18 protein-coding genes are annotated in these 21,203 nt (G+C 59.0%); 2 read left to right on the forward strand and 16 right to left on the reverse strand.

The genetic code is table 11. The features are described 5' to 3' along the window. Window positions 1-87: 87 nt before the first annotated feature. Window positions 88-429 (forward strand): DUF6388 family protein, encoded by a 342-nt coding sequence (locus FW764_RS23505; protein WP_446435962.1) that lies wholly within the window; start codon window positions 88-90, stop codon window positions 427-429. On the opposite strand, the gene FW764_RS23510 is transcribed toward FW764_RS23505, so the two are convergent. From FW764_RS23510 to tssA, 16 genes are all read right to left on the reverse strand, one after another. Further along, window positions 426-1,268, reverse strand: coding sequence for a serine/threonine-protein kinase (locus FW764_RS23510; RefSeq protein ID WP_446435963.1), 843 nt, complete (start codon window positions 1,266-1,268; stop codon window positions 426-428). The genes FW764_RS23505 and FW764_RS23510 overlap by 4 nt on opposite strands. Further along, window positions 1,265-1,987, reverse strand: a complete 723-nt coding sequence (locus tag FW764_RS23515) for a PP2C family protein-serine/threonine phosphatase (protein ID WP_446436006.1) — start codon at window positions 1,985-1,987, stop codon at window positions 1,265-1,267. Before FW764_RS23515 ends, FW764_RS23510 begins: the two co-directional genes overlap by 4 nt. Before the next feature lie 5 nt (window positions 1,988-1,992). Beyond that, entirely contained in the window at window positions 1,993-5,352 is a 3,360-nt protein-coding gene (gene tssM, locus FW764_RS23520) for a type VI secretion system membrane subunit TssM (RefSeq protein ID WP_446435964.1), read from the reverse strand. Between the two features lie 16 nt (window positions 5,353-5,368). Next, window positions 5,369-6,229: a type IVB secretion system protein IcmH/DotU gene (gene icmH / locus FW764_RS23525; protein ID WP_446435965.1), complete on the reverse strand. Its 861-nt coding sequence runs from the start codon at window positions 6,227-6,229 to the stop codon at window positions 5,369-5,371. Window positions 6,230-6,234: 5 nt separating this feature from the next. Then, a complete protein-coding gene (gene tssK / locus FW764_RS23530; RefSeq protein ID WP_446435966.1) occupies window positions 6,235-7,563 on the reverse strand; it encodes a type VI secretion system baseplate subunit TssK in 1,329 nt (442 codons plus the stop codon). Between the two features lies 1 nt (window position 7,564). After that, window positions 7,565-8,050, reverse strand: a complete 486-nt coding sequence (tssJ, locus tag FW764_RS23535) for a type VI secretion system lipoprotein TssJ (RefSeq protein ID WP_446435967.1) — start codon at window positions 8,048-8,050, stop codon at window positions 7,565-7,567. Window positions 8,051-8,055: 5 nt separating this feature from the next. Next, on the reverse strand, window positions 8,056-9,231 hold the full coding sequence (gene tagH, locus FW764_RS23540) for a type VI secretion system-associated FHA domain protein TagH (protein WP_446435968.1): 1,176 nt from the start codon (window positions 9,229-9,231) through the stop codon (window positions 8,056-8,058). A gap of 17 nt (window positions 9,232-9,248) precedes the next feature. Beyond that, the gene (locus FW764_RS23545) at window positions 9,249-9,380 is read right to left on the reverse strand and encodes a type VI secretion protein (protein WP_446435969.1); all 132 of its coding nucleotides are present in this window, start codon (window positions 9,378-9,380) and stop codon (window positions 9,249-9,251) included. A gap of 83 nt (window positions 9,381-9,463) precedes the next feature. Continuing rightward, window positions 9,464-11,008 (reverse strand): sigma-54 interaction domain-containing protein, encoded by a 1,545-nt coding sequence (locus tag FW764_RS23550; protein WP_446435970.1) that lies wholly within the window; start codon window positions 11,006-11,008, stop codon window positions 9,464-9,466. Further along, complete coding sequence (locus FW764_RS23555) at window positions 11,008-13,431, reverse strand: AAA family ATPase (protein ID WP_446435971.1); 2,424 nt, start codon at window positions 13,429-13,431, stop codon at window positions 11,008-11,010. The genes FW764_RS23550 and FW764_RS23555 overlap by 1 nt, the downstream gene beginning before the upstream one ends. A 12-nt stretch (window positions 13,432-13,443) precedes the next feature. After that, a complete protein-coding gene (gene tssG / locus FW764_RS23560; RefSeq protein ID WP_446435972.1) occupies window positions 13,444-14,451 on the reverse strand; it encodes a type VI secretion system baseplate subunit TssG in 1,008 nt (335 codons plus the stop codon). Further along, entirely contained in the window at window positions 14,415-16,202 is a 1,788-nt protein-coding gene (gene tssF / locus FW764_RS23565) for a type VI secretion system baseplate subunit TssF (RefSeq protein WP_446435973.1), read from the reverse strand. The genes tssG and tssF overlap by 37 nt, the downstream gene beginning before the upstream one ends. Continuing rightward, window positions 16,192-16,593 carry a type VI secretion system baseplate subunit TssE gene (gene tssE / locus FW764_RS23570; RefSeq protein WP_446435974.1) on the reverse strand — a complete coding sequence of 134 codons (402 nt, stop codon included), beginning with the start codon at window positions 16,591-16,593 and terminating at the stop codon, window positions 16,192-16,194. The genes tssF and tssE overlap by 11 nt, the downstream gene beginning before the upstream one ends. Window positions 16,594-16,607: 14 nt before the next feature. Further along, on the reverse strand, window positions 16,608-18,086 hold the full coding sequence (gene tssC, locus FW764_RS23575; RefSeq protein WP_446435975.1) for a type VI secretion system contractile sheath large subunit: 1,479 nt from the start codon (window positions 18,084-18,086) through the stop codon (window positions 16,608-16,610). A gap of 15 nt (window positions 18,087-18,101) precedes the next feature. Continuing rightward, window positions 18,102-18,611, reverse strand: coding sequence for a type VI secretion system contractile sheath small subunit (gene tssB, locus FW764_RS23580; RefSeq protein WP_446435976.1), 510 nt, complete (start codon window positions 18,609-18,611; stop codon window positions 18,102-18,104). A 32-nt stretch (window positions 18,612-18,643) separates the two neighbouring features. Continuing rightward, a complete protein-coding gene (gene tssA, locus FW764_RS23585) occupies window positions 18,644-20,197 on the reverse strand; it encodes a type VI secretion system protein TssA (RefSeq protein WP_446435977.1) in 1,554 nt (517 codons plus the stop codon). A 476-nt stretch (window positions 20,198-20,673) separates the two neighbouring features. On the opposite strand from tssA, the gene FW764_RS23590 reads away from it, so the two are divergent. Then, a complete protein-coding gene (locus FW764_RS23590; protein WP_083358146.1) occupies window positions 20,674-21,189 on the forward strand; it encodes an Hcp family type VI secretion system effector in 516 nt (171 codons plus the stop codon). Window positions 21,190-21,203 lie beyond the last annotated feature (14 nt).

Below are 21,203 nucleotides of genomic sequence, written 5' to 3' on the forward strand. Positions count from 1 at the left end.
CCGCGTACGCGGCCATAGCACACTACTTGATTGCAAACCCAGGGGCGTGCCCCCATCTAGTGACTTCACTTAAACGGGAGCAAGCCCTTGTCAGAACCCGGTGATAATCACCAACGTGCACTGGACCGCTTCTTGGCCGAACACCCGGACGTGGTCACGCAGTTGGACACCCTCAACCCCTTGGCCGCGCAGGCCAAAGGCGAAACACTGGCGCAGTACCGCGCCGAACGCCTGCACGAAGCCTATGAGGCCGAGGCTGAGCGCCAGCACCTGTTTGCCTGGGAGCTGACCCTCAAGTTGACGGCCGAGTCTGCCGAAGCCTTCGAAGCCCAGCGCCTGGAAGTGCACAAGGAGGTTGCGCAGATGGCGGGGTTGAGCTGGGAGGAATACTGTCAGTTGCATGGGTTGGATGGGGGAGGCGTTCGCTAGAGGTACCAGGCACGTCGCGTGCACCCCATCGCCTCGCGCAACTCGGCAACAGTGATGGTGCGGCGTTCAGGGTCAACGGCCAAGGCCGTGCGTAGTGCTGGCCAGCAGTGCCTGGGCAGTTGCCGAGGTCGTACGAGCCTTTGCGTGAGCTGGCGTTCGCCGAGGCGCTTACCGTGGGCCAACTCGTACACAATGCACGCCACGCCATACAAGTCGGCAGCCGCAGTCAACTCGCCGCCCGCCAATAATTCCGGGGCCGCGTAAGCGCGTGTCCAGGCATTAAAACGGTTGCGACTCAAACTCGGCAAACCTGCCGCCACCTGCGCCTGGCCATGACCCAGGCCAAAATCGAACAAACGAACGCCCTCCTCGCTGACCATAACGTTGGCGGGTTTCACATCGCCGTGCAGTACCTTTCGCTGATGGGTATAAGCCAGAGCATCCAGCAACTGTATGGCTATGGGCTGCAGCTCTCGCCACGACAAGCCACCAGCACACGCCTGCAGCAGTCGGTCCAGGGTGATGCCGTGCATCAATTCCATGGTGAAAAAAGCGACCCGGCTGGGGGTGTCGACCTCGAACGAAAACACCCGTACTACGCATTCATGGCGCAGGCTGCGAGTCATGGCGAACTCGCTGTACAGCAGCACATGTGCGTCAGGGCACGCAGAAAAAGCTTCGCCCAGCAGCTTGAGTGCCACGCTTGCGCTGGGCTCGCCAAACTGTTCGTGTAACAGGTCTCGGGCGCGATAAACCACGCCCATTCCCCCTCTGCCCAATTCGCGTTCAAGGAGATAGCGCCCCGCGAGCAAACCTGCTGGGGTAGATGTTTTACTCATGGCTGTACGACGACTGCGGTCAAATCATCCCGCGCGGGCGTACGCAACACCATCGCAAATAACTGCTCCACCATCTGCCGCGGCGTCCCCACGCTCAAGGCCTGTCCCAACTCCCCGTGGCTGAGTGCCTGATACAGGCCATCGCTGCACAAGAGAAACACATCCCCTGGCTGGGTGCTGAGCTCCAGCACTTCCAGGCGCAATAACCCACGCGCACCAATGGCACGGGTCAACGCCCTCGCGTCGGGGTATGCCTGGGCTTGTACGCTAGTCAACTGGCGCTCAGTCATGAGGCGCGCAAGCAACGAGTGATCCCTCGACAACTGGTACAGCCGCTGCCCACGCCATAGGTAACAACGACTGTCTCCTGCCCACACACACGCCGCGCGCCCCTCTTCGAGCAGCAACGCAACGACGGTACTGCCCATCCTGACATCGATGCTTGCGTTAGACCGCCCTCCCGCGATTCGCAGCCGCTCATTGACACTTTGCAGGCGTTGCCGAGCAGCGTTGACGCGTTGGTCGAGGTTGCCCTCGGCCTTTAATGAAGTCAGGCTACTGACCACCCACTGACTGGCCACATCGCCGTGCCGGTGCCCGCCCATCCCGTCCGCGACTACCCAGCAGCCGTGCTGCGGGCAGTCCAGGAGGGCATCTTCGTTACGCGACCTGGCCTTGCCCCGTTGCGTACGTCCGGCACTGCGCCACTGGCTGTACATGGGCTTCACAGGAGTTCCGGCAGGCGGAAAGTGCGCCACGCCTCCATGTCAAACGGGCTGGGTGTACGTTGGCTCGTGAGCAGATAATTGGCGCGTAAGCCAGCGAGGTCAGCCTTGTAGAGCTGCGCATTTCGCCCACTTGCAGGCTCTTTTTGCAACAAGTCGAAAAACCTGAACAACGACCAGGCCCCGGTATTTTTCTCGATACCCAGTGGCCGTTGCTCAGCGCCTCTTTCCAGGACCAGGCTGCTACGGCCTTCGTCCGCGTCGGTGGGCCAATCGAAGGTCATCGGCACGATCGGGCCATGCCGATACTCAAGCTGTTTCTCGCCAAAGCGCAGTGTCGCGCGACTGACCGACTGGTCCAGGCTATAGGGTGCCAAGGTAAATCGAACAGACAACTCAGTGTTTTCCTGGGTGAAGAAGGCGCGGCGGATAAGCTGGGCTTTCGTCAGTTGATCCAGTAACGAGCGCGATATGGGTAGGCTATTGCCGTCCAGACTACGCAGTCGGTAGCGGCTGCCGTCAGCGCTGATGAAAGGTCGCAGGTAGCCCTCATAAAAGCCCGACATCACGCCATTGGGCTTGAAGAACTCTTGGAAGTCAGTCAGGGCAACTTCGCTGGCCGCGTGGGCCTCGAAGGGGTAACGCTGGCGAATTGCCTTGGCGTAGAGGCCATACACCTCACTCTGGTAGCGGTGGTTGACGTGCACATAAGCCCCTTCCAGCAAGTGACGCCAACTGTCGTCGGCGATACCTTCAAACCAACCGGCGAGCGGCAATGGTAGGCGCGCAGCGGCATCACGCAGGCTGCCTAATGCATCTTGCTGCCCTTCCATTCGCCGCTTGACCCGGTTGAAAGCTGCCTGCTCCGGCAAGCTCTCGCGGTTCAGCGCGGCCAGTTGCAAGTGCAACTCGTCGAGCACGCGCAACACCTGGGTCAACTCAACGCCGGGGTTCTGTTGCTCGTCGAGCAACCGGTGCAACGGCTCGAAACGCCGCTGCAACGCTCGACGGGCAGAGTCCGGCGCCACCGCCCCCAGCGCCTCAGCCACCGCTGACGGCATACGCGCGCCTGACTCAACCGCCTGAGAGGCCACCTTGCCCAATAGCTCAGGACTGGGCAGCAACCGTGTATTTTCGCGCAGTAGCAGTAACACCTGCATCAACGGTGACTGCGCCGATGTCAGGCTCGCCAACTGCACGGCATCCTGCTTGAGGCTGTCCGTCTGCTGCAGACGGACCCGTCCGAGAGCGGCGCTCCAGACATCAGCATACTCACTGAAATAGCGCTGCTGCAGTTCAGTCATCAGCCGGCGCAGATCCATCGCACTCAAGTCGGTGCTCTCCCCCAGCACCCAGTTATCCTGAGCGATGGCGTTCACCAGCCTTGGGCCTTGTGCCTCGAAGTACTGCACATAGCGTTTTGTGTAGAAGCCGGGAATGGGTGGATCAATGGCGGTGAACACCTTGCCTTCGGCCAGGCGCAGAGGCTCCAGGTTGCGCGATTGTTCGCGCAGGGTTCGATACACCACATCGGCCAGCGATTCACCCCGAAGTTTTTCACGCGCTGTCGCCACAAGCGCTTCATCCAGCGACGCTACGAACGGTTGCTCCAGCAGCCGCGCCAGGTGCTGATTCAGGCGTGCCTGCTTCGACGTATCGCCCACATATCGCGCAGACCATTGGTCGGCTATCCGCGGAGCCAGCCAGGCGCTATCACGACGCTCACGTACATTGAGCATCAGGTACGCGCGCAGGTTTTCCAACAGCCGCTCACGGTCACTGAGGCTTGCGCGCACTTGCTCTTCGAGCTGTGCCGTTATCTGATCCAGTAACGGCTGCAGCAACGCCTGCTCATAGGCGCGGGCCAACAATGGACGGCTCGTCTCTCCTTGATACAGGCCGGCGCGCTCAATGAACGGCACGTCTTCCTTTGGTGGGAATACCCGCATCGCCGCCAAGCGCGCATCCAACAACGCCAGAGTCTGGTCGGTATCCGGTACGCTAATCGAGGGTTGTGCAAGCAGTATCGCCAGTTGTGCCAGGCGCTGCTGATTGACTGAATAACTGTGAGCCCACAAGCCTGCAAGACCACCGATCACACTTGCCATGGCTAACACCTGCAGCCCTTGGCGCCGAAGAAGCCGCTGCCGCTCCTGGGTCTGCAAGCCGGCAAGGCCAGCCTCGGCAAAAATCACCCGGCGGAACAGCCCCGGGATGAAGTGGCTGCGCCTGTCGCCAGCGCAGGTCAGATAGAACCCGCGCAAACCGTTGATTCGCGGGTAACGGTGAGCAGAAAGCGCCGACTCGATAAACAGGCACAAACGCTCACCGAGCTGCGCCGCGTGCTGGGGAAAATCCAGCATACGGCCACGGCGGTCGACATTGCGTTCCTGGTGCAATCGCGTCACCAGCTCAGCACTCAACCGTTGCAGTAACGCCTCGAACGCCTGGCGTACCTGCGTGATGTCAATGCCAGCCTTCCCAGCATCGAGAAACTGCCCCAGCACGCTGTCGACGTCCTCGCCCGTGGACGAGTCGAAGAATTCGGCAAACCCCGGCAGCCGATCAGCCTGGGTCAACACCAGATAGATCGGTACATCCACATGCAATGTCTGCTGGACTTCCTGTAGCCGGGAATGCACATAGCGGGCGTGACGATCCAGATCATGTTCATTGCCGCTCAACAACGCCTCGACCGATAACGTCACCACCACGCCATTGAGTGGGCGCACTCGGCGGCGCGACCTGAGCCCACCCAACAGCGTCGACCAGCCTGCGGCGTCCGTCACACTGTCAGGCTGCGTCAGGTAGCGCCCCGGCGTATCGATGAGTACACCTTCGTCGGCGAAATACCATTCGCATTGCGCAGTACCGTGCGCCGGCATCGCCTCAACGTGATCAAGCGGTGACTGCAAGCCGGCCGCCGCCAACAGACGCGTCTTGCCACTGCCTTGGTCGCCAATCACCAAGTACCACGGCAACTCATTGCGCCAACGCTCATTGTGTCCTGCGTAGCGAGGCGAAGTTTTAAGCCTGTGGACCGCCTCCTTGAAGCGGCCTCGTACCTGTTTCTGCTCGTCTTGCGCCCTTCCCGGCGCCTGATGGGGTGCCTCGCGTTCAGGCCCGTTGCCCCCAGCTGTACGGCGTCCACCCGCGACGACTACCGCCAGCCCCCATAGCAGAAAAAGTGCACTGATAGTCATCAGTCGAGCCGTCTGGCCTTGCCAGAACCGGTAGTCATCCACTGCCAGCAAAGGCCCTAAACACCACACCAACACTGCGCAGGACAGCACCAGTATCAGGCTCCAGACCCAAAACCTGCCCAGCACGGAGCTCACGCTCTTGTAGAATGCGTTCATTCATTGCTCCCAGCGTTTAGAGGGGCGTCTGAGTCAGTTTCGACGCCGAAAATTGAAGGGGTTGCAGCGTACTGACGGCATCGGAGCCCAGCCGCCAGGCAAACCCTGCATACATCGCCAGCACACATGCCAGGGTAAAGACCGCAACCCATGTGGCGGAAATGACGCGTAATCGCGTGCGCCGCGCGGGCCCAGCCGGTGCTGGCGGCACGAGTCCCGGAGGTGGCTCGCCGCGCACCTGCCTTACCTGTCGATACAAGGCGTCCCGTACAAGCTCGAGTTGCGGTGCACCTCGCTCCATGATGCGGTACTTGCCTTCAAAGCCAATGGACAGGCACAGGTAGATCAACTCCAGCACCACCAGATGCTTGACCGGGTCACGGGACAGTCGCTCCAACAGCTGGAATACTTTCTCGCCGCCGAAGGTTTCGTTGTGAAAGCGACTCAACAGGCTCATCTTCGACCAGTCGCTGCGATTGCCCCACGAGGTGGTGACCACGGCCTCATCAACCACGCTGCACAGCACGTAGCGCGCTGAGATGACCTGGCTGCTCTCGACACCGCCTTGCAAGGCGTGGGTTTCAAATTGAGTGACCGCCGATGACAGTCGCTCGTTGACCGAACTCAGGCTTTCGCGACCGGAGCAACCTTTGAGCTGAACCACTTGCGACAATAAGGCCGATGCGGCGGCGACGAGGGGGTTGAGCCCCACCTTGAAGCTTTGCGCCTCCTGCACGCGGGCGGCGTAGATCATCCGATCTTCCAATTGCTCAAAGCGTGGTGGCGAAGGGTAATCCGTTATCGGCCCCTGTGCCGGGCCACGGCCTTCATGGTCGAGCAACACCGTTTTTTCATCCTGCGCATATTCACTGTCCATAGTGTTCAGTTCCTGATGGCCCAAAAGTTGAGTTCAAGCGCTGAAAATTCACCGCCTACATGGAACGCGAAACCACCGGACTGCTCCAACTGTGTGATGTCGCGGGCATTCAAATCGAGCATGAAATAGGTTTTTCCGGCGTGGAACGGAATCTGTCGCGGCGCCACCGGCAGTGGTTTGACCTTGATACCCGCCAGGTGCAGATTGACCAGTTCGCGTATGCGTTCTACCGGCCCGATCTTCAAATGTGCCGGCAGGCGATGGCGCAACTCCTCCGAATCACAGTGCGCCGTGGCCGCAAGAATGAAGGTTGCCGTGCCCAGCAGCTTCAAGTCGCTCACCGGACATACCAACACGCCGTATTGGCGTTTCTGCAGTGGCAGCTCGATGGCGTGTTGCTCCAGCACCATTGACAGTACGTCGCGTACGCCCTCCATCAGCCCACGAAAACTCTCACCTTGATTGCCATGCCGGTAACGCACCTCCAGGTGCGCGCGCTTACTGTCGCTGGCGAACGTTGATAACTCACCAAACATCGACAGCAATGCTCGGAACAGTTCTTGCGGTCGGACCTGGGCCTGGCTCAAGTAGTGACGTAGCTGCAGCTCAGTACGATTGATCAGTTGCAACATCAGGAAGTCGCCGATTTCCGAGCCAGCTGCCGCCCCCTCGCCGCGAATACGCGCCGCAATGGCGTCCCCGCGGCTGGCAAGGAGGCTGATGACCTCCTTGAGGCACGACGACACATAGCCGCTACCCTGAAGAAAAATGAAGGTCGGTGTGAAGTCCGTGTCCAGGATCACGCCGCCTTCATCGGAAGAGCCGAGGACCTGCGCCACCTTGAGTTTGACTAAGCCCTGGTCGCCGGGCGGGTCTCCCAACAGAAGACGCAGATCGGGGCGCGCGCAACGGATGTGGAAGCGGGAGTCCACACCCGCATTCGAGTCACCCACCTCCACATCACAGGCCAGATAGCGCGTCAGGACATCGGTCTGCTGTGGCCCGCGAACCTCGGCCTGGTTACCGGTGGCCAGCGGCAACGCCAGATAAATCGTTTGCGTGCCCGCGTTGGCGGGCACCTGCAGGACCAAGGGTTCCATCGCAGCACTCAGCTCGAACAAGCTGCCATCCGGTAAAACCCCAGAGGCCTGATGGACCACCACCTTGCCAAGACTCAGGTACTGCAAATCAACCTCCAGCGTGAGGAATCCCCAGGCATCGCTGCCAAGTAACCGGGTTTGATTGAGTTGCTGGTGGTAATAGCGATCGTTGTGCTGAAAATGCTGCGGCCTTAGCAACATGCCTTCCTGCCAGATGACTTTATGAACAGGCATATCACTGCGCCTCCTTGTCACGATTGGGCGAGGCAACGCGAATACCTGTCTGGTCCAGTACCAAGTCAGCAACGGTCACCTGTTGCGGTGTGACGGGGATAACCAACCGCCATTGCACATGAGGCAGGTCCCGATAGGCCGCCAGTACCCCCAGAAAGCGCGCGTCAGGCGCCAGACTGAGCTTGAGCGTCAGCCGCTCACCTGGGCGTAGCTCAAGTTCCTCGCTACCCAACCAGTCCTTGGGCAACGCCTGTTCGGCGTTGCTGTAGAGGCTGAAAAAGTCGGCGTTCTCAAAGGCAACGGGATGTCGCAACTCGAACAGGTGCACCACCACCGGCGACGGGCGGCCGTGCAAGTCGGGGTTGACTTGGTCACCTGCCGTCAGCGCCACATCCAGTTTGGTCAACGTAGAAAAAGGCGATACCGCGCTGCAACCGGCCATGAAACCCAGCAGGAGCAGGACTGAAACAAGGGAGGCTCGAGGCATAATTTTCATCCTGAATAATCGACGTGCAGTGTTGAGATCAAGCGAACCTGCTCTTCATAGGCCTTGGCAAAGTCGTCGCCGTACCACTGCTCATCCGCGATCAAGCGTTGGTAGTGACGCTGGTAAGCGCGCCAGTGCCCACCGTCAGTGAAAAACCATGGCCGCTTATCCTGGTAGTCGAAGCCCATCAGCAAATGCCCAGGTGCAAAGGCCGAACGCGCGTTGCGTAGGGCACTGCGACAGGCCGCCAGCAACGCAACCTGATGGGCCTGCAGGTCTCGATGAACGTGGGCAATCGCCTGTTCAGCAGGCAAGTCGTCCGCCTCCCCCGGCCCTAGCAGTCTGGCCAATACAGCATCGGTATCGACGCACGCGTTCAGGGGGTTGCGACTTTTTTGCAAGGTGTCTACGAACGGCAGGTCCAGCTCACTTTTCAGCTCTTCGCGGGTAAGCAGACTTTGTTTCAACCCCTCGACGCCTATTCGAAGCAAACGCGCCACTTTGATCGCCAGTGCCTCTTGGCTCGCGCGATCCAGTGCCTCCAGACGAATGCCCAGCGCAGCCGCGAACTGTGCCCAAAACTCGCTGTTGTTCGGTGGCGTCGCAACACCAGGATTGGAGGGTGTTTCCCGAACGGCTTCAGCGCGCCGAGGTAGGGTCAGATGGTCTCTGCTGGCCACACTGTGATCCGGCCACGACCCATGCACTTCGGTTGCTTCGTCCAAAGCCGCCAACTCAAGCGACGTGGTCTGACGCCGATGCTCGAGATCCAGTGCTTGAATGGGGTCCAACGACAGGAAAGCATCATCGGGGATGGCGCCTCCCACGACATCGTAGGGTTCATCCCGCAACGGCGCCTGCGTTATCAAACGCGCCCGGATCGCAAACGGTCCCAGCTCAAACACCTCGCCATCGCCGATCAACCGCGCCTGCCCTTTGCGCAACCGCTCGGCACTGCCGCACACACCGATACCGTTAGTGCTGATATCCGTCAAAAAGTACCGCCCCTCACGGTACGCAACTAACCCATGGTGGCTGGAAAGCAGCCGACTGGAATCAGCAATCGTCCAGTCACAACCAGCACCGCGACCAATCACACCGCCTGCGGCGTCGAACAGTTTGTAAGCCGGTACCGCGCTGTTGACGCCCTTTACATCACATACCTCAAGCATAAGTTGCATGGCCTGGCTCCCCCCATTCACTGGTCATGAGTGTTCACCTTCGGCTCACCCAACGGACGGTAATCGGCATCATCAAACACATAGTTCGCGCTGCAGCCACCCAATAAACACAACACAAGCACGACGGCTTGCCACGTACGAAAACGCATCAGGGTTCTCCCACAACGTTGAGGTCGCCAGGCCCGATTCGACGCAGGCGGCGGTGATACTTTGCAAAGTTCAAACTCACCATTCAGCGTTCACCCTGGGCGTCGCCAAAAGGAATGTTCAAGCGAGCAAGACGGTAGAGCAGCGTGCGCCGAGCAACGCCCAGCTCACGTGCAGTGCGGGTGCGATTGCCGCGGTTCTTGTGCAGGCAATCAATCAGGAACACCCTTTCCACCCGCTCCATGCGCTGGCGCAGTGTCGTATCGACTGTTGCGGCAGCGCCCGCCGCTGGCGCCAGTGGCAGTGACAGGTGCACTGGTAGAATTACATCGTCGTCACATAGCAGAACCGCTCGCTCTACCAGACACTTGAGCTCGCGAACATTGCCGGGGAAGCGGTGGCTCGACAGTTGATCAAGTGCGATGTTCGACCAATCAACAGGCGCCCGCCCAAGAGAAACGCAGGCCTTTTCCGCAAAATGTCGCGCCAGTTGCAGCACATCACCGTCCCGCTCACGCAGGGCAGGTAACTGGATAGGGAACTGTGCAAGCCGGTAATAAAGGTCTTCGCGGAAACTGCCCTCTGCCACCATCGCAGCGAGGTCGCGGTGGGTCGCGGCGATAATGCGCACGTCAACCTTATGGGCGGCACTGGCGCCCAACGGACGAACCTCGCCCTCTTGCAGTACGCGCAGCAACTTGGCTTGCAATGCCAGCGGCATATCGCCGATTTCGTCCAGCAGCAATGTTCCGCCATGCGCGGAATCAAACAACCCCGCGTAGTTGCGCTCGGCGCCGGTGAATGCACCTTTGCGGTAGCCAAACAGCTCACTCTCCAACAAGCCTTCCGGGAAGGCAGCGCAGTTTTGCACCACAAATGCCTTGGCACTGCGCGGCCCCGCCGCGTGAATGGCGCGCGCGACGACTTCTTTGCCCGTACCGGTCTCGCCCCGTAACAGAACGGTGTAAGGGGTGTGCAGGACCTTGTCGATCAGGTGGCAGGTCGCCTCAATCGCATCACTGTTGCCGATCAAGCCATACGCCCCCGCCATCGGCGCACCACGCTGGGACCTTTTGGCGCTCGGCATGGGCTGAATGCACCGCAACAGGCGTAGCTGGTTCAAGGCAAAGCTGCCCAATCGTTCCAACGAAGGTGCATAGCCGTGCAACGCCGCTGAGTGGCAACTGGCGCACAGCAGTACGCCGGTAACCTGCTTGCTCCGGTTGAACAACGGGACCGCCAACAATGAACGCCAAGGTGTCTGTGTCTGCGTCAGCGGCAGAAAAGTCGTGTCATAGAGGCCGCTCTCCACGTCATCAAGGCTGAGCATGCGGCGCTGGTTGATGACGTAGTGCAGCAGTTGTTCTTTGTGCCATGGCGAGCCTGAAGCCAGGTCAGTGGACGTTAGTGCGTCAGGCAAATGCTGGGCGATCAGGTCAAGTCGTCCCGTCACCTCATCAAGCAGGTACAACTGGCTGAGTTCGCACTGGCTCAGTTGCGCGGCCCCCGCCACACACAGGCCTGGTAAGGTAGTCTCATCACTGTCGAGGCCCACACCCAGGAAACAGTGCAGCAAGGCATCGGCGTAGGCCAGAGGATCGGAAAGGTCGGCCAACAGATCATGTGTCATTAGCTGAACTCGCACATCGGCTGGCCGTTGCCATCCAGCTGCGCATGGGCCAAGGACAATGACTCGCCCAGGGCCATCGCGCTTAGAAGACGGTCCACCATCTGTGGCAGTAAATACCGCTCGATCCATTGGTCGATGTAGCGCGCGCCGCTATCACTGTGGGCACAACGCTCGGTCATGTATGTAACCAGCTCGGACGAATAAGTGAATGCGAGCTTGCGCCGATGCAGTCGCTCACCGAGGCTCGCCAGCTTGAGCCTTGCAACGTCGTGCAGCACTTGCCCCGCAATCGGGTAATACGGTACGACACGCATCCGCGCCAACAATGCTGGTTTGAAATGAGCACGCAATACGGGGTGAAGAGCCTCCTGCAGCGCCTGGGCATCCGGTCGCTGCCCGCCTGCACATAACGCGCTGATGCAGTCGCTGCCCAGGTTTGAAGTCATCAGGAGCAGCGTATTGCGAAAATCAATGTCTCGCCCTTCGCCATCATTCGCGCGGCCCTTGTCGAATATTTGGTAAAACAGGTTCAGGATCTCCGGATCGGCCTTCTCGACTTCGTCGAGCAGCACCACTGAATAAGGGCGCTGGCGCACGGCTTCCGTCAGGATGCCGCCCTCGCCGTAACCGATGTAACCCGGTGGAGCGCCGATCAATCGAGACAGGGCATGCTTTTCCTGGTATTCCGACATGTTGATGGTGGTGATAAACCGTTCGCCGCCGTACAGAAGGTCCGCCAGGGCCAGTGCTGTTTCTGTCTTGCCGACACCACTGGGCCCCACCAGCAGGAAAACCCCTACTGGCGCATCTGCCTTGTTCAGGCCTGCAGCAACAGCCCGCAGGGCGCGATCAAGGGCCTGCACGGCGTGCTCCTGCCCCAGGATGCGAGCGCGCAAGGCATCGGCAAAGCCCAAGACTTTTTCGTTGGGCTCAAGCGCCAGCTGTTCGACGGGAATACCGGTCCAGGCGCTGATGACCTGCGCCACCAGGCGCGGGCACACCTCAAGGTTGCCCGGCAATTGCGAGCGCTGCCGCTCCAACGCCTGGCGCTCGCACTCAATGGCTTCCAAGCGTAGGTTCAATGCCTGCAAAGCCTGCGTATCGACCGGCAACCCCATATCGGCGTCCCGCGTCAATGCACGATGCTGTCGACGGCCCTCTTCCTGCTCCGCACAGATGCTTTGGAATGCCTCAGGCGGCATTGCCTGACGCGTACGCACCCGGGCACACGCGGTGTCCAGTACATCCACGGCCTTGTCCGGCAACTGGCGACCCGCGAGGTAGCGAGCGCTCATGTGCGCGGCCGCCACGACGGCATCGTCACGCACATAGACGCCGTGGCTCGCCTCATAAACCGAGACCAGACCGCGCAGGATGGACACAGCCTCGTCCACGCTCGGCTCGCCGACCAGCACCGGCTGAAAACGCCGTGCCAATGCCGGGTCTTTTTCGATGTACTGCTTGTACTCTGACCAAGTAGTCGCCGCGATGGTACGTAGCCCGCCTCGCGCCAGCGCCGGCTTAAGCAGGTTGGCGGCGTCGGAACCTCCTGCCTGGCCTGCGGTGCCCACCAGGGTATGGGCTTCGTCGATAAACAGAATCACCGGCTGTGGCGCGGCGTTGACTTCATCGATCAAGCCTTTGAGGCGCCGCTCGAATTCGCCTTTGAGACTAGCGCCCGCTTGCAGCAGGCCCATATCCAGGGTCAGAACGCGAGTGTCCTTGAGCGTCTCGGGTACCTGCGCAGCGACGATTTTCAGGGCCAGCCCTTCGACAATCGCCGTTTTCCCCACCCCAGCCTCGCCGACCAGAATCGGGTTGTTCTTGCGCCGCCGTACAAGGATATCAATCAGTTGTCGGATCTCACTGTCACGGCATAGCACCGGATCGATCAAACCTTCACGCGCCTGGCCCGTGAGATCATGGGTAAAGCGCTGCAACAGCGAGTCGGGCGCCACGCGTTGCGGCTCAGACGCCTGACTCGCCAGGAAATCACGCACACGGCTGGCATCCAGACGGCTCAGCACGGGGTAATAGCCACTGCCGGAGTAATCCAGCGGGTGCCGCAGCAGCGCGAGCAACAGTGCGCCGTGATCCACAAAGCGTTGTTCCAGCTCAATGTGAGCAACCATCAGCGCTTGCTGCAACCAGCGAACCAACGCCTGGGCAAACACAGGGTTGCGGGTCGCGCTCTGCTCACTTCGGGGCTGCAATACCGCGTGCAGTTCGCCCCTCTGTACCTCGGCGTCCGCCAATGCCTTGGCCAACACCCCGTCGGGATGCTCAAGCAAAGCCAGGAGCAAATCTTCCACCAACACTTCACGGCCACCGCGCATGACACAACGCTCAGACGCGTGTTCCAGGTCTCGCCGTGCCTGGGCTGTCAACGTACGTATCAGTTGTTGCAGGTCCACATTAATCATGATCATCAGTCCCTAATGAAATTTGCCCGCAAGTGTGACCACGCCATCGGCATGTTCAGGGTCCAACCAACTGGTCCAACCCAGGCGACAGACGTTGCACTCGCCAATCTGCAGCGCCTTGATCTCACCTTCAGCCAGCACAAGGCGCAGGTCGTACTCCAACGGATCGCGTGCGGTAAGACGCACCAGTGAACACAAGGGTTGGAACTCGCTGCCCGTGGGCAGGAACTCATGAAGACGCTGCCAACTCAGTGCAAGCACCTGCACCCTGAACTTCCCACTGCGGTCGGCCACACGCTGCCCCAGCACCAGGTTTTGACCGAGTTCGCTGTTGACGACGCCCAGGTTATTGCGTTGCGAAGGCGCCACCTCCACCGTGCGCTCAACCCACTGCTCGATGAACAACGCGGTGTGCTTGAAGTAGTACCGCAGGACGGTCTCAATCAACGCGGCCGAATGCGCGCGCAAACTCAGGAGCCCCAGGTACGGCAACAGGCGCTTGCAGTCGAGTTGCGTGGCCTGGCGAATCGCTACGCCACCCAAGCCGATCAACGCAAACATCTGCTCTGAAAAGACATCGTTGGCCCCGTACTGAAAACACGCCCGATAGCGGTATTTACGCCAGATCGGCAACATCAATCGGTGCAGCCGTTGGTGGAACATGTCGAGAAAGTCGCGGGTGGGGTTGCCCCCGGCTCGCTCGGTAAACGCCTGTTCACCATAAAACGCCGGCAGTGGCGATCCGGCACCCACTAACCCCAGAATGTTCAGGCGCAGGCGCGCCCGCAGTTGGCCGTGTTCCACAAAAAACTCCACACGATCTATGTCATGACCCGCAAACCCCAGGCCAGGGTTGGCCTGGAATTCCAATTGTTCATAGAGCGCGTCCTCATCCAACAACGGGTGGGCATCGCGCAATCGTTCGATCACCTGCTGAACCGCCTGGAATAGCGTGTACTCACGGATGACACGACAAAGCTGAGTCAAAGCAGGGGCTGTTGCCCCATCCGGGATGGCCATAGATACACGTCTCCTTGTGTGCTGGTGACTCGCAACTCGTGGTACGAATTAAGGCTGGCGTAGAGCGCGAAGAACTCATTGAGGACAGAAGTGAAAACAAACATGTCGCCCTGACCGAGAAACCCTTGCGGATCGACTGTCAGGTCAACGCGTAAACCGCGAATGGGCAGGCCCCGGTGCAAACGGTCAACGGCCTCGTGGCTAATCGATCGCAGCGCGCCAAGCCTTGTCTGGCTGATTTTTTGTGCCTGCCGATCGTGATAGCGCGGAAAATCGTAAGTCTCGAGGATTACTCTCAAGGCGTTGATATCGGTCAGCGACACATAGTTGAGCGACATGTTGCTGATGAGCTTCCACAGGAAGTCCTGATCAAGCGGTGGCGCGAAGCTCGCAGTGGGCACAGTGATATTGCGAAAGGTCAGTGACTCCGGTGCCTGTTCGCAGGGCTGATTTATCTCGCCTGTTTGCAACTGCCGTGGCAGGTTGCCATTGGTACAGGTCAGTTCGATCGAGAGTGTTTCATGGCCTTTTGCGCGGCGAGCGCCAAACGCTATCCAGGTATCGAGGCCGCCATGCTGCAATGACAAGCGTTGGCGAATGCCGTAGCTGGAAGGCGCGGTCGACTGGTTGATATCGCCGTCATGCTCAAAGGATTCAAACGGCACGTATGCCTGATAACCCAACCCACCAGGGCTCCATCCCGTGACGCTATCCACGGAAAACACTGCGGCATTGCCCAACGTATATTCGCCCGGCACCAACAGGTACTCGTCGAGTTTTCCGTCCAAGCGAACGGGCACGGCATCATGTTTGAACAGGTTGGCGATGGGCGTGCAATACAACTTCACGTTGTCCAGCGTGGGATGCTGGAGTGGCTGCGTCTGGGTGCGCAGCTCGAAGCGCAGCACCATGCCATGCACCTGTTTGAGCAGCTCGTGGGGAAGCGAGTGCAGCGCAGCCAACCCTTCAACATCGACAAACAGGTACTTGTCAGGAAAGGCGAAGTATTCCTGTAAGTGACGATAACCACGGAACGTGTTGTGCGGATAAGGAATCAACGCCTGCTCTTCTGAAAACCCCACCGGCTGGACCTGATTGGCGCGCAAACGCAGGGTTGCGGGTTGCCCATCAGCACCGTTGACCGGCGAACCTGCGTGATCCAGCAACAGCAAATGGATGCCATCAAGGTGACGCAACAGGCTGAGGTACAAGCCTTGGCTGATGTAGCGGTCCCCAGCCATGTGCAGGCGCAAGGAGTCAAACGCAAGCTCACTGAAATTGCCCTCGCCACTCATGTTCAAGCGTAGGTCCAGCCATGCGCTTTCACCCTGCGACCTGTACTCCAGGCCACTGAGTCGCAGTGGCATCACATCAGTGGTGTAGCAGGTTCGAAAACGGCAGCGTTCGCCTTGGATGGCTATGCTTTCCACAGCGGTATCGCGTGCCACTCGTACCGTGGGACCTGCACGTTTCAAGGGGTCAAACTGCAGGATGCTGAAGGCAGGCATTGGCCGCATGTAGTTGGGCCATAGCAAGTGCATCAAGGAATGCGTCAGCTCAGGTAGCTCGTCATCCAGCTTCTGGCGCAGGCGCCCCGTCAGGAACGCGAACCCCTCCAGCAATCGCTCCACATCCGGATCCTGGCCGGTCTGCGCGAGAAAAGGTGCCAGCGCAGGATTACGCGCAGAAAAGCGCTGCCCGAGTTGTCGCAAGGCACTAAGCTCACTTTGAAAATAGCGATTAAAGCCCATCGACACAGACCTCCACGCGACCGGCGTCAGCCAGTCGCGCATGAAACACAACGGGCTGCATCACACCTCCCACCATCAGCGCTGCTTCGATCGCAAATGCCAGGGTCAAAGATTCACCCACACGTGGCAACACCCTGACGCGCACATTTGCCAACCGCGGCTCGTACGCCCGGATGAAACGCTCGATCAGCACGCGTGACTGGCTCAAGGACTCATGCAGACTAAGACGCATGTCATTGAGGTCAGGCAAGCCGTAGTCAGGCAGCGTCTGGACACTGCCTGCGCGGGTGCTGAGCATTTTCCCCAAATGCGCAGCGACAGACGTCTTGCTGCAGACCTGGGTTGACGCATCGCAATCGAGACGTTCGAAAAGGCTAGTGTTGTGAGGCATTCCCTGGCTTCTGCTCATTCTTTATCGAGCTTGCCGACCAGAGACAACGTGAAGTCTGCCCCCATGTACTTGAAGTGCGGGCGTACACTCAAGTTGACGCGATACCAGCCTGGCTCTCCGTCGACATCGCTGACGACGATGCGTGCAGCGCGCAATGGGCGGCGCCCACGGACCTCGGCACTGGGGTTTTCCTGATCAGCGACGTATTGGCGAATCCACTTGTTGAGCTCCAACTCCAGATCCGTACGCTCTTTCCATGAACCCAATTGCTCGCGCTGCAGCACTTTGAGGTAATGAGCAAGACGGTTGACCACCATCATGTAGGGCAATTGGGTGCCAAGTCGGTAATTCAACTCAGCCGCCTTGCCCTCCTCACTGATGCCAAAGGACTTGGGTTTCTGCACCGAGCTGGCGGAAAAGAACGCCGCGTTGTCACTGCCTTTACGCATGGTCAGGGCAATAAACCCCTCTTGCGCCAGCTCGTATTCGCGCCGGTCAGAAACCAGTACTTCGGTAGGAATTTTGGTCTCGATCTCACCCATGCTCTGGAAATGATGCAACGGCAGGTCCTCTACCGCCCCGCCACTTTGCGGGCCGATGATGTTCGGGCACCATCGAAAACGCGCGAAGCTATCGGTCAAGCGCGTAGCAAACGCGTAAGCGGTATTGCCCCACAGATAGTGCTCGTGGCTGTTGACCACGTTCTCCTGGTAGGCAAAGGTTTTAACCGGGCATTCAAGTGGGTCGTAGGGTGTTCGCAACAGGAAGCGCGGCACGGTAAGGCCGATATAGCGGGCGTCTTCGCTCTGGCGAAAACTTTGCCATTTGGCAAACTGAGGGCCTTCAAAATGGTCCCTGAGGTCCTTGAGATCAGGCAGCCCTGTGAAGCTTTCCAGCCCAAAGAAGGCTGGCCCGGCAGCGGCTATAAAGGGGGCGTGAGCCATACAGGCCACGCTTGACGCGTATTGCATCAACTTCACGTCAGGTGCGCTGGGTGAGAAAAAATAGTTGGCAATGATCGCGCCCACCGGCTGACCACCAAACTGACCGTATTCAGCGCTGTAAATATGTTTGTAGAGCCCGGACTGGGTAATTTCAGCAGAGTCCTCAAAGTCATCCAGCAGATCCTGCCGCGAGACATTCAGCAGCTCGATCTTGATGTTCTCGCGAAAATTGGTGCGCTCAACCAGTAACTGCAGGCCCTTCCAGGCAGACTCCAGTGCTTGGAACTCCGGGTGATGAAGGATCTCGTCCATTTGCTGGCTGAGTTTGGTATCGATCTCGGCGATCATTCGGTCGACCAAGCGTTTCTTCACCGGTTCTGCACTGTTCTGCGGTTTGAGCAATTCCTCGATGAACGCTGACACGCCTCGCTTGGCAATGCCGTATGCCTCGTCGTCGGCACTCAGCAATGTCTGGGCGACGATGTTGTCGAGGATGCTGTACTCGTCGGCAGCGCTTGCGAGCTCCGGGTTGGGCTGGGTAGTGATCATGGTGTCAGTGTCCTTTTACTGAAGTGTTAAGGCGCCAGGCTGGCTCAGCCCTAGCTCGGCAAATACCCGCGCACGCGATTCGTCGTCGGCCAGCGCCTGCTCAATGGCTTTGCGAAAGCTGGGTGTGTTGCCCAAAGGCCCCTTGAGCGCCATCAACGCTTCACGCAATGCCATCAGTTTATGTAGCTCGGGTATCTGCTCAACCAAGTGCGCGGGGTTGAAATCCTTCATCGAGTTAATCCGAACCTGAATGGCCAAGTCTTCGACGTCAGTGCACGCCTGCAGACGATTGGGGACACTCAGCGTCAAGCTCAACGCCTGTTTGGCCAGCACCTCATCAAGGGTGTTCTTGTCGATGCCAATGGGCTTTCGATCTTCGAGCTTGCGCGAATCCTCGCGCTGGCTGAAATCCCCCAGCACCAGCAACTTCAACGGCAGCTCGACCTCTTCTTGGGCGCCACCGGTGGTGGGCTTGAAGGTGATATTGATACGTTCCTTGGGTGCTACCGAACCGTCTTTGGCCACGGTATTTCTCCTTTTTCAGTGGGCTCGAAAGCCTATTCAAGTACCGCTTCCAGATCGAAGTGGCACAACCTGCGATGGGTGACTTCCTTGCGCTCGCGCACGGCGTGGTCTTGCGGCAAAAGGTCATAACAGCGGTGCAGGAGCCGAGCGACTTGAAACGCCAACTCGGGTTCCCAGCGCTCCAGGCCCGCGTGTTGTAGTTCAAGGTCCAACTGTTCGAGCTGGATCTTGCCCAACTCATGTTTGCCCGCCCGAATACACAACCTGGCTAACGCCAGTCGCCAGTGAAAACGTGCGCGGTCACTGCAGGCGGCATGCAACCCCTGCTTGAGCTCGCCGACCGCCGCCCTGAGTCCTTCCTTGCGCAGCCTGGACATCACCGCCTGCAAAGCGGCTTCCCAAGGCTCACTGCCGACATCGGCAGTGGTGCTTAGGGGCTCGGCTTTATGCAGATGGCGAAGGACATGCAGCGCAATCCAGTCAACCGTCGCGGGGTCGGCGAACCCGCTGCCATCGTCAAACCTGAACTCAGGCAAGCTCGGCAGGCGTTGCAACAACAGCGCAAAATTCATTTCCAGCTCGGTCATAGCCAAGTCCGCCTGCAAGGCTTCAAGGCACTCCCAGGCCATACGCAACCCGTCGAACCAGAACAGCGCACTGGCCAGGCTCACCTCAAGCTCAAGCAAAAGATCGGCGTAATGCCCCTGGTTAAAGCGATCCTTGAAACGCTTGAGCTTGTCGGGCGACGGCGCCCGCAACGTCGTTACCCGCTCATTGTTGGCGTCTGGATAGCTGATCAGCGTCAGCCATGCCAAGGTTCGGTTCAGGCGCAAAGCACGCAGGTCGGTCGCACTCTGGCGTAGCCACCAAGCACACAAAGGGCGAGCCTGCTCCTGCAGAACACGCAGCAGTTTGTGAGCGTCTTTTTCGTTATTGACCGACTGCTCGGGCTTGCGCAGTTGCGTTGTTGCCTGCTTGACCTGGGCAATGACGCCCGCGAGTCCGCCAGGATCAATACGGCTTTGCGTGGCGCGTGCCAGGCGCTCAGAGAGCTGCCTGAGAATGGGCAACAACAAGGGCGCATCATCGCCCAGGCGCTCGCCCCATAACGCATCCAGGCTTGCGAGATGTTCCTGGAGCGCCTGGAACAATGGCAACTGGTCTGTCAGCGAGAGGTTCTGCGCAAAGAGCGGTTCCAGCCGCAACACCAACCAGCTGAACGCGGCACTGCGGGTACGCGACTTGGCGGGGTGCACAGTCGGCCAGTAGTGCTCACACAGGTAACGCAGTAACCCAAGGCCAGCCAACAATCCAGGAAACGAATCACGCTGATGCAGCGCCCAGGTCAACCAGACGGCGACTCGCAAATCCTTGGAGTGCTCGCGCAGCAGGCACTCGCTGTTCTCACTGACCTTCTGCCAATCCGGTAGGCTTGAACCATGAATCGATTGCGCCTTGCCAAGTTCGAACTCCAAGGTTTCAAACTCGCTCGAAAACCGAATATCACAGCCGGCAAAATCCTCTGGCGAACAAGGTTGCCGTGCAACTTCAAGGTAATAAGCGTACAGCGTGTCTGAATAAACCATTTTAGGCCACAGAGAACTGTTTCATGATAAAGGCAGCGAACCAGTTACCATTAGATAAACTGGAGCCTTATTTGATTCCCGTTAATACTCGAGGAAGCACTCGAACCTTAGCCATCCAAAGAGCAATCAGCAAGCCACAGACTCTTACTTAAGAAATCTCCTACGAACCAGTAGAATCGGGTGCCCGCGCAATAGATTGCGCAGTTAACTCGCCACAACAAACACCTCCACCTGGCTAAGTCGCGCCTATATGCAATAAACAGCATGAGCAACTAACTGCACACCAGCGCGCAACAAAAAACACTAAAAACACGATAAAGCCATGGCAACTTTCAAGCCTCTCGCCCACACCCTCCCCCTACATCCTTGTTTCATTGAGCCTTATCATCTCAGGCACGCTTCTTGTTATAGAAACTTGCCTGAGCGGCGTCCTCGTCGCTCAGAAACACCTACTCAATCAGACAAGGAAACCAGTCATGCCAACACCCGCGTACCTCTCTGTTACCGGTGTTAAACAAGGTTTAATCACGGCAGGCACATTTACCCAGGATTCGGTCGGCAACATTTATCAGGAGGGACATGAGGATCAGATCCTTGTGCAAGCGTTTGCCCATCAGGTGATCATTCCCCGCGACCCGCAATCAGGTCAGCCAACCGGCCAACGGGTGCATAAACCGCTGATGATCAGCAAGGTCTTCGACAAATCCTCACCGCTGCTCTTCAGCGCTCTGACCACAGGTGAAGAAGTGTCCTGCCGACTGGAGTGGTTCCGTACCTCCTCGGCCGGCACCCAGGAGCACTACTTCACCACGGAGCTGGAAGGCGCGACCATCGTCGACATTCAGTCGCGCATGCCCAACTGCCAGGACCCGGCCAACGCGCACTTCACCCATTTGGAGGATGTGTACTTCACCTATCGCAAGATTGTCTGGACCCACGAAGTGGCCGGCACTTCGGGCTCGGACGACTGGCGTAGCCCAGTCGCCGGCTAACCTCGGCTGATGCA

The sequence above is a fragment of the Pseudomonas sp. 1152_12 genome, from assembly GCF_052850675.1.

Coding starts and splice junctions, on each gene's coding strand:
- FW764_RS23510 (WP_446435963.1), bottom strand. CDS start 1,268: ATGAGTAAAACATCTACCCCAGCAGGTTTGCTCGCGGGGCGCTATCTC.
- FW764_RS23515 (WP_446436006.1), bottom strand. CDS start 1,987: ATGTACAGCCAGTGGCGCAGTGCCGGACGTACGCAACGGGGCAAGGCC.
- tssM (WP_446435964.1), bottom strand. CDS start 5,352: ATGAACGCATTCTACAAGAGCGTGAGCTCCGTGCTGGGCAGGTTTTGG.
- icmH (WP_446435965.1), bottom strand. CDS start 6,229: ATGGACAGTGAATATGCGCAGGATGAAAAAACGGTGTTGCTCGACCAT.
- tssK (WP_446435966.1), bottom strand. CDS start 7,563: ATGCCTGTTCATAAAGTCATCTGGCAGGAAGGCATGTTGCTAAGGCCG.
- tssJ (WP_446435967.1), bottom strand. CDS start 8,050: ATGCCTCGAGCCTCCCTTGTTTCAGTCCTGCTCCTGCTGGGTTTCATG.
- tagH (WP_446435968.1), bottom strand. CDS start 9,231: ATGCAACTTATGCTTGAGGTATGTGATGTAAAGGGCGTCAACAGCGCG.
- FW764_RS23545 (WP_446435969.1), bottom strand. CDS start 9,380: ATGCGTTTTCGTACGTGGCAAGCCGTCGTGCTTGTGTTGTGTTTATTG.
- FW764_RS23550 (WP_446435970.1), bottom strand. CDS start 11,008: ATGACACATGATCTGTTGGCCGACCTTTCCGATCCTCTGGCCTACGCC.
- FW764_RS23555 (WP_446435971.1), bottom strand. CDS start 13,431: ATGATTAATGTGGACCTGCAACAACTGATACGTACGTTGACAGCCCAG.
- tssG (WP_446435972.1), bottom strand. CDS start 14,451: ATGGCCATCCCGGATGGGGCAACAGCCCCTGCTTTGACTCAGCTTTGT.
- tssF (WP_446435973.1), bottom strand. CDS start 16,202: ATGGGCTTTAATCGCTATTTTCAAAGTGAGCTTAGTGCCTTGCGACAA.
- tssE (WP_446435974.1), bottom strand. CDS start 16,593: ATGCCTCACAACACTAGCCTTTTCGAACGTCTCGATTGCGATGCGTCA.
- tssC (WP_446435975.1), bottom strand. CDS start 18,086: ATGATCACTACCCAGCCCAACCCGGAGCTCGCAAGCGCTGCCGACGAG.
- tssA (WP_446435977.1), bottom strand. CDS start 20,197: ATGGTTTATTCAGACACGCTGTACGCTTATTACCTTGAAGTTGCACGG.
- FW764_RS23590 (WP_083358146.1), top strand. CDS start 20,674: ATGCCAACACCCGCGTACCTCTCTGTTACCGGTGTTAAACAAGGTTTA.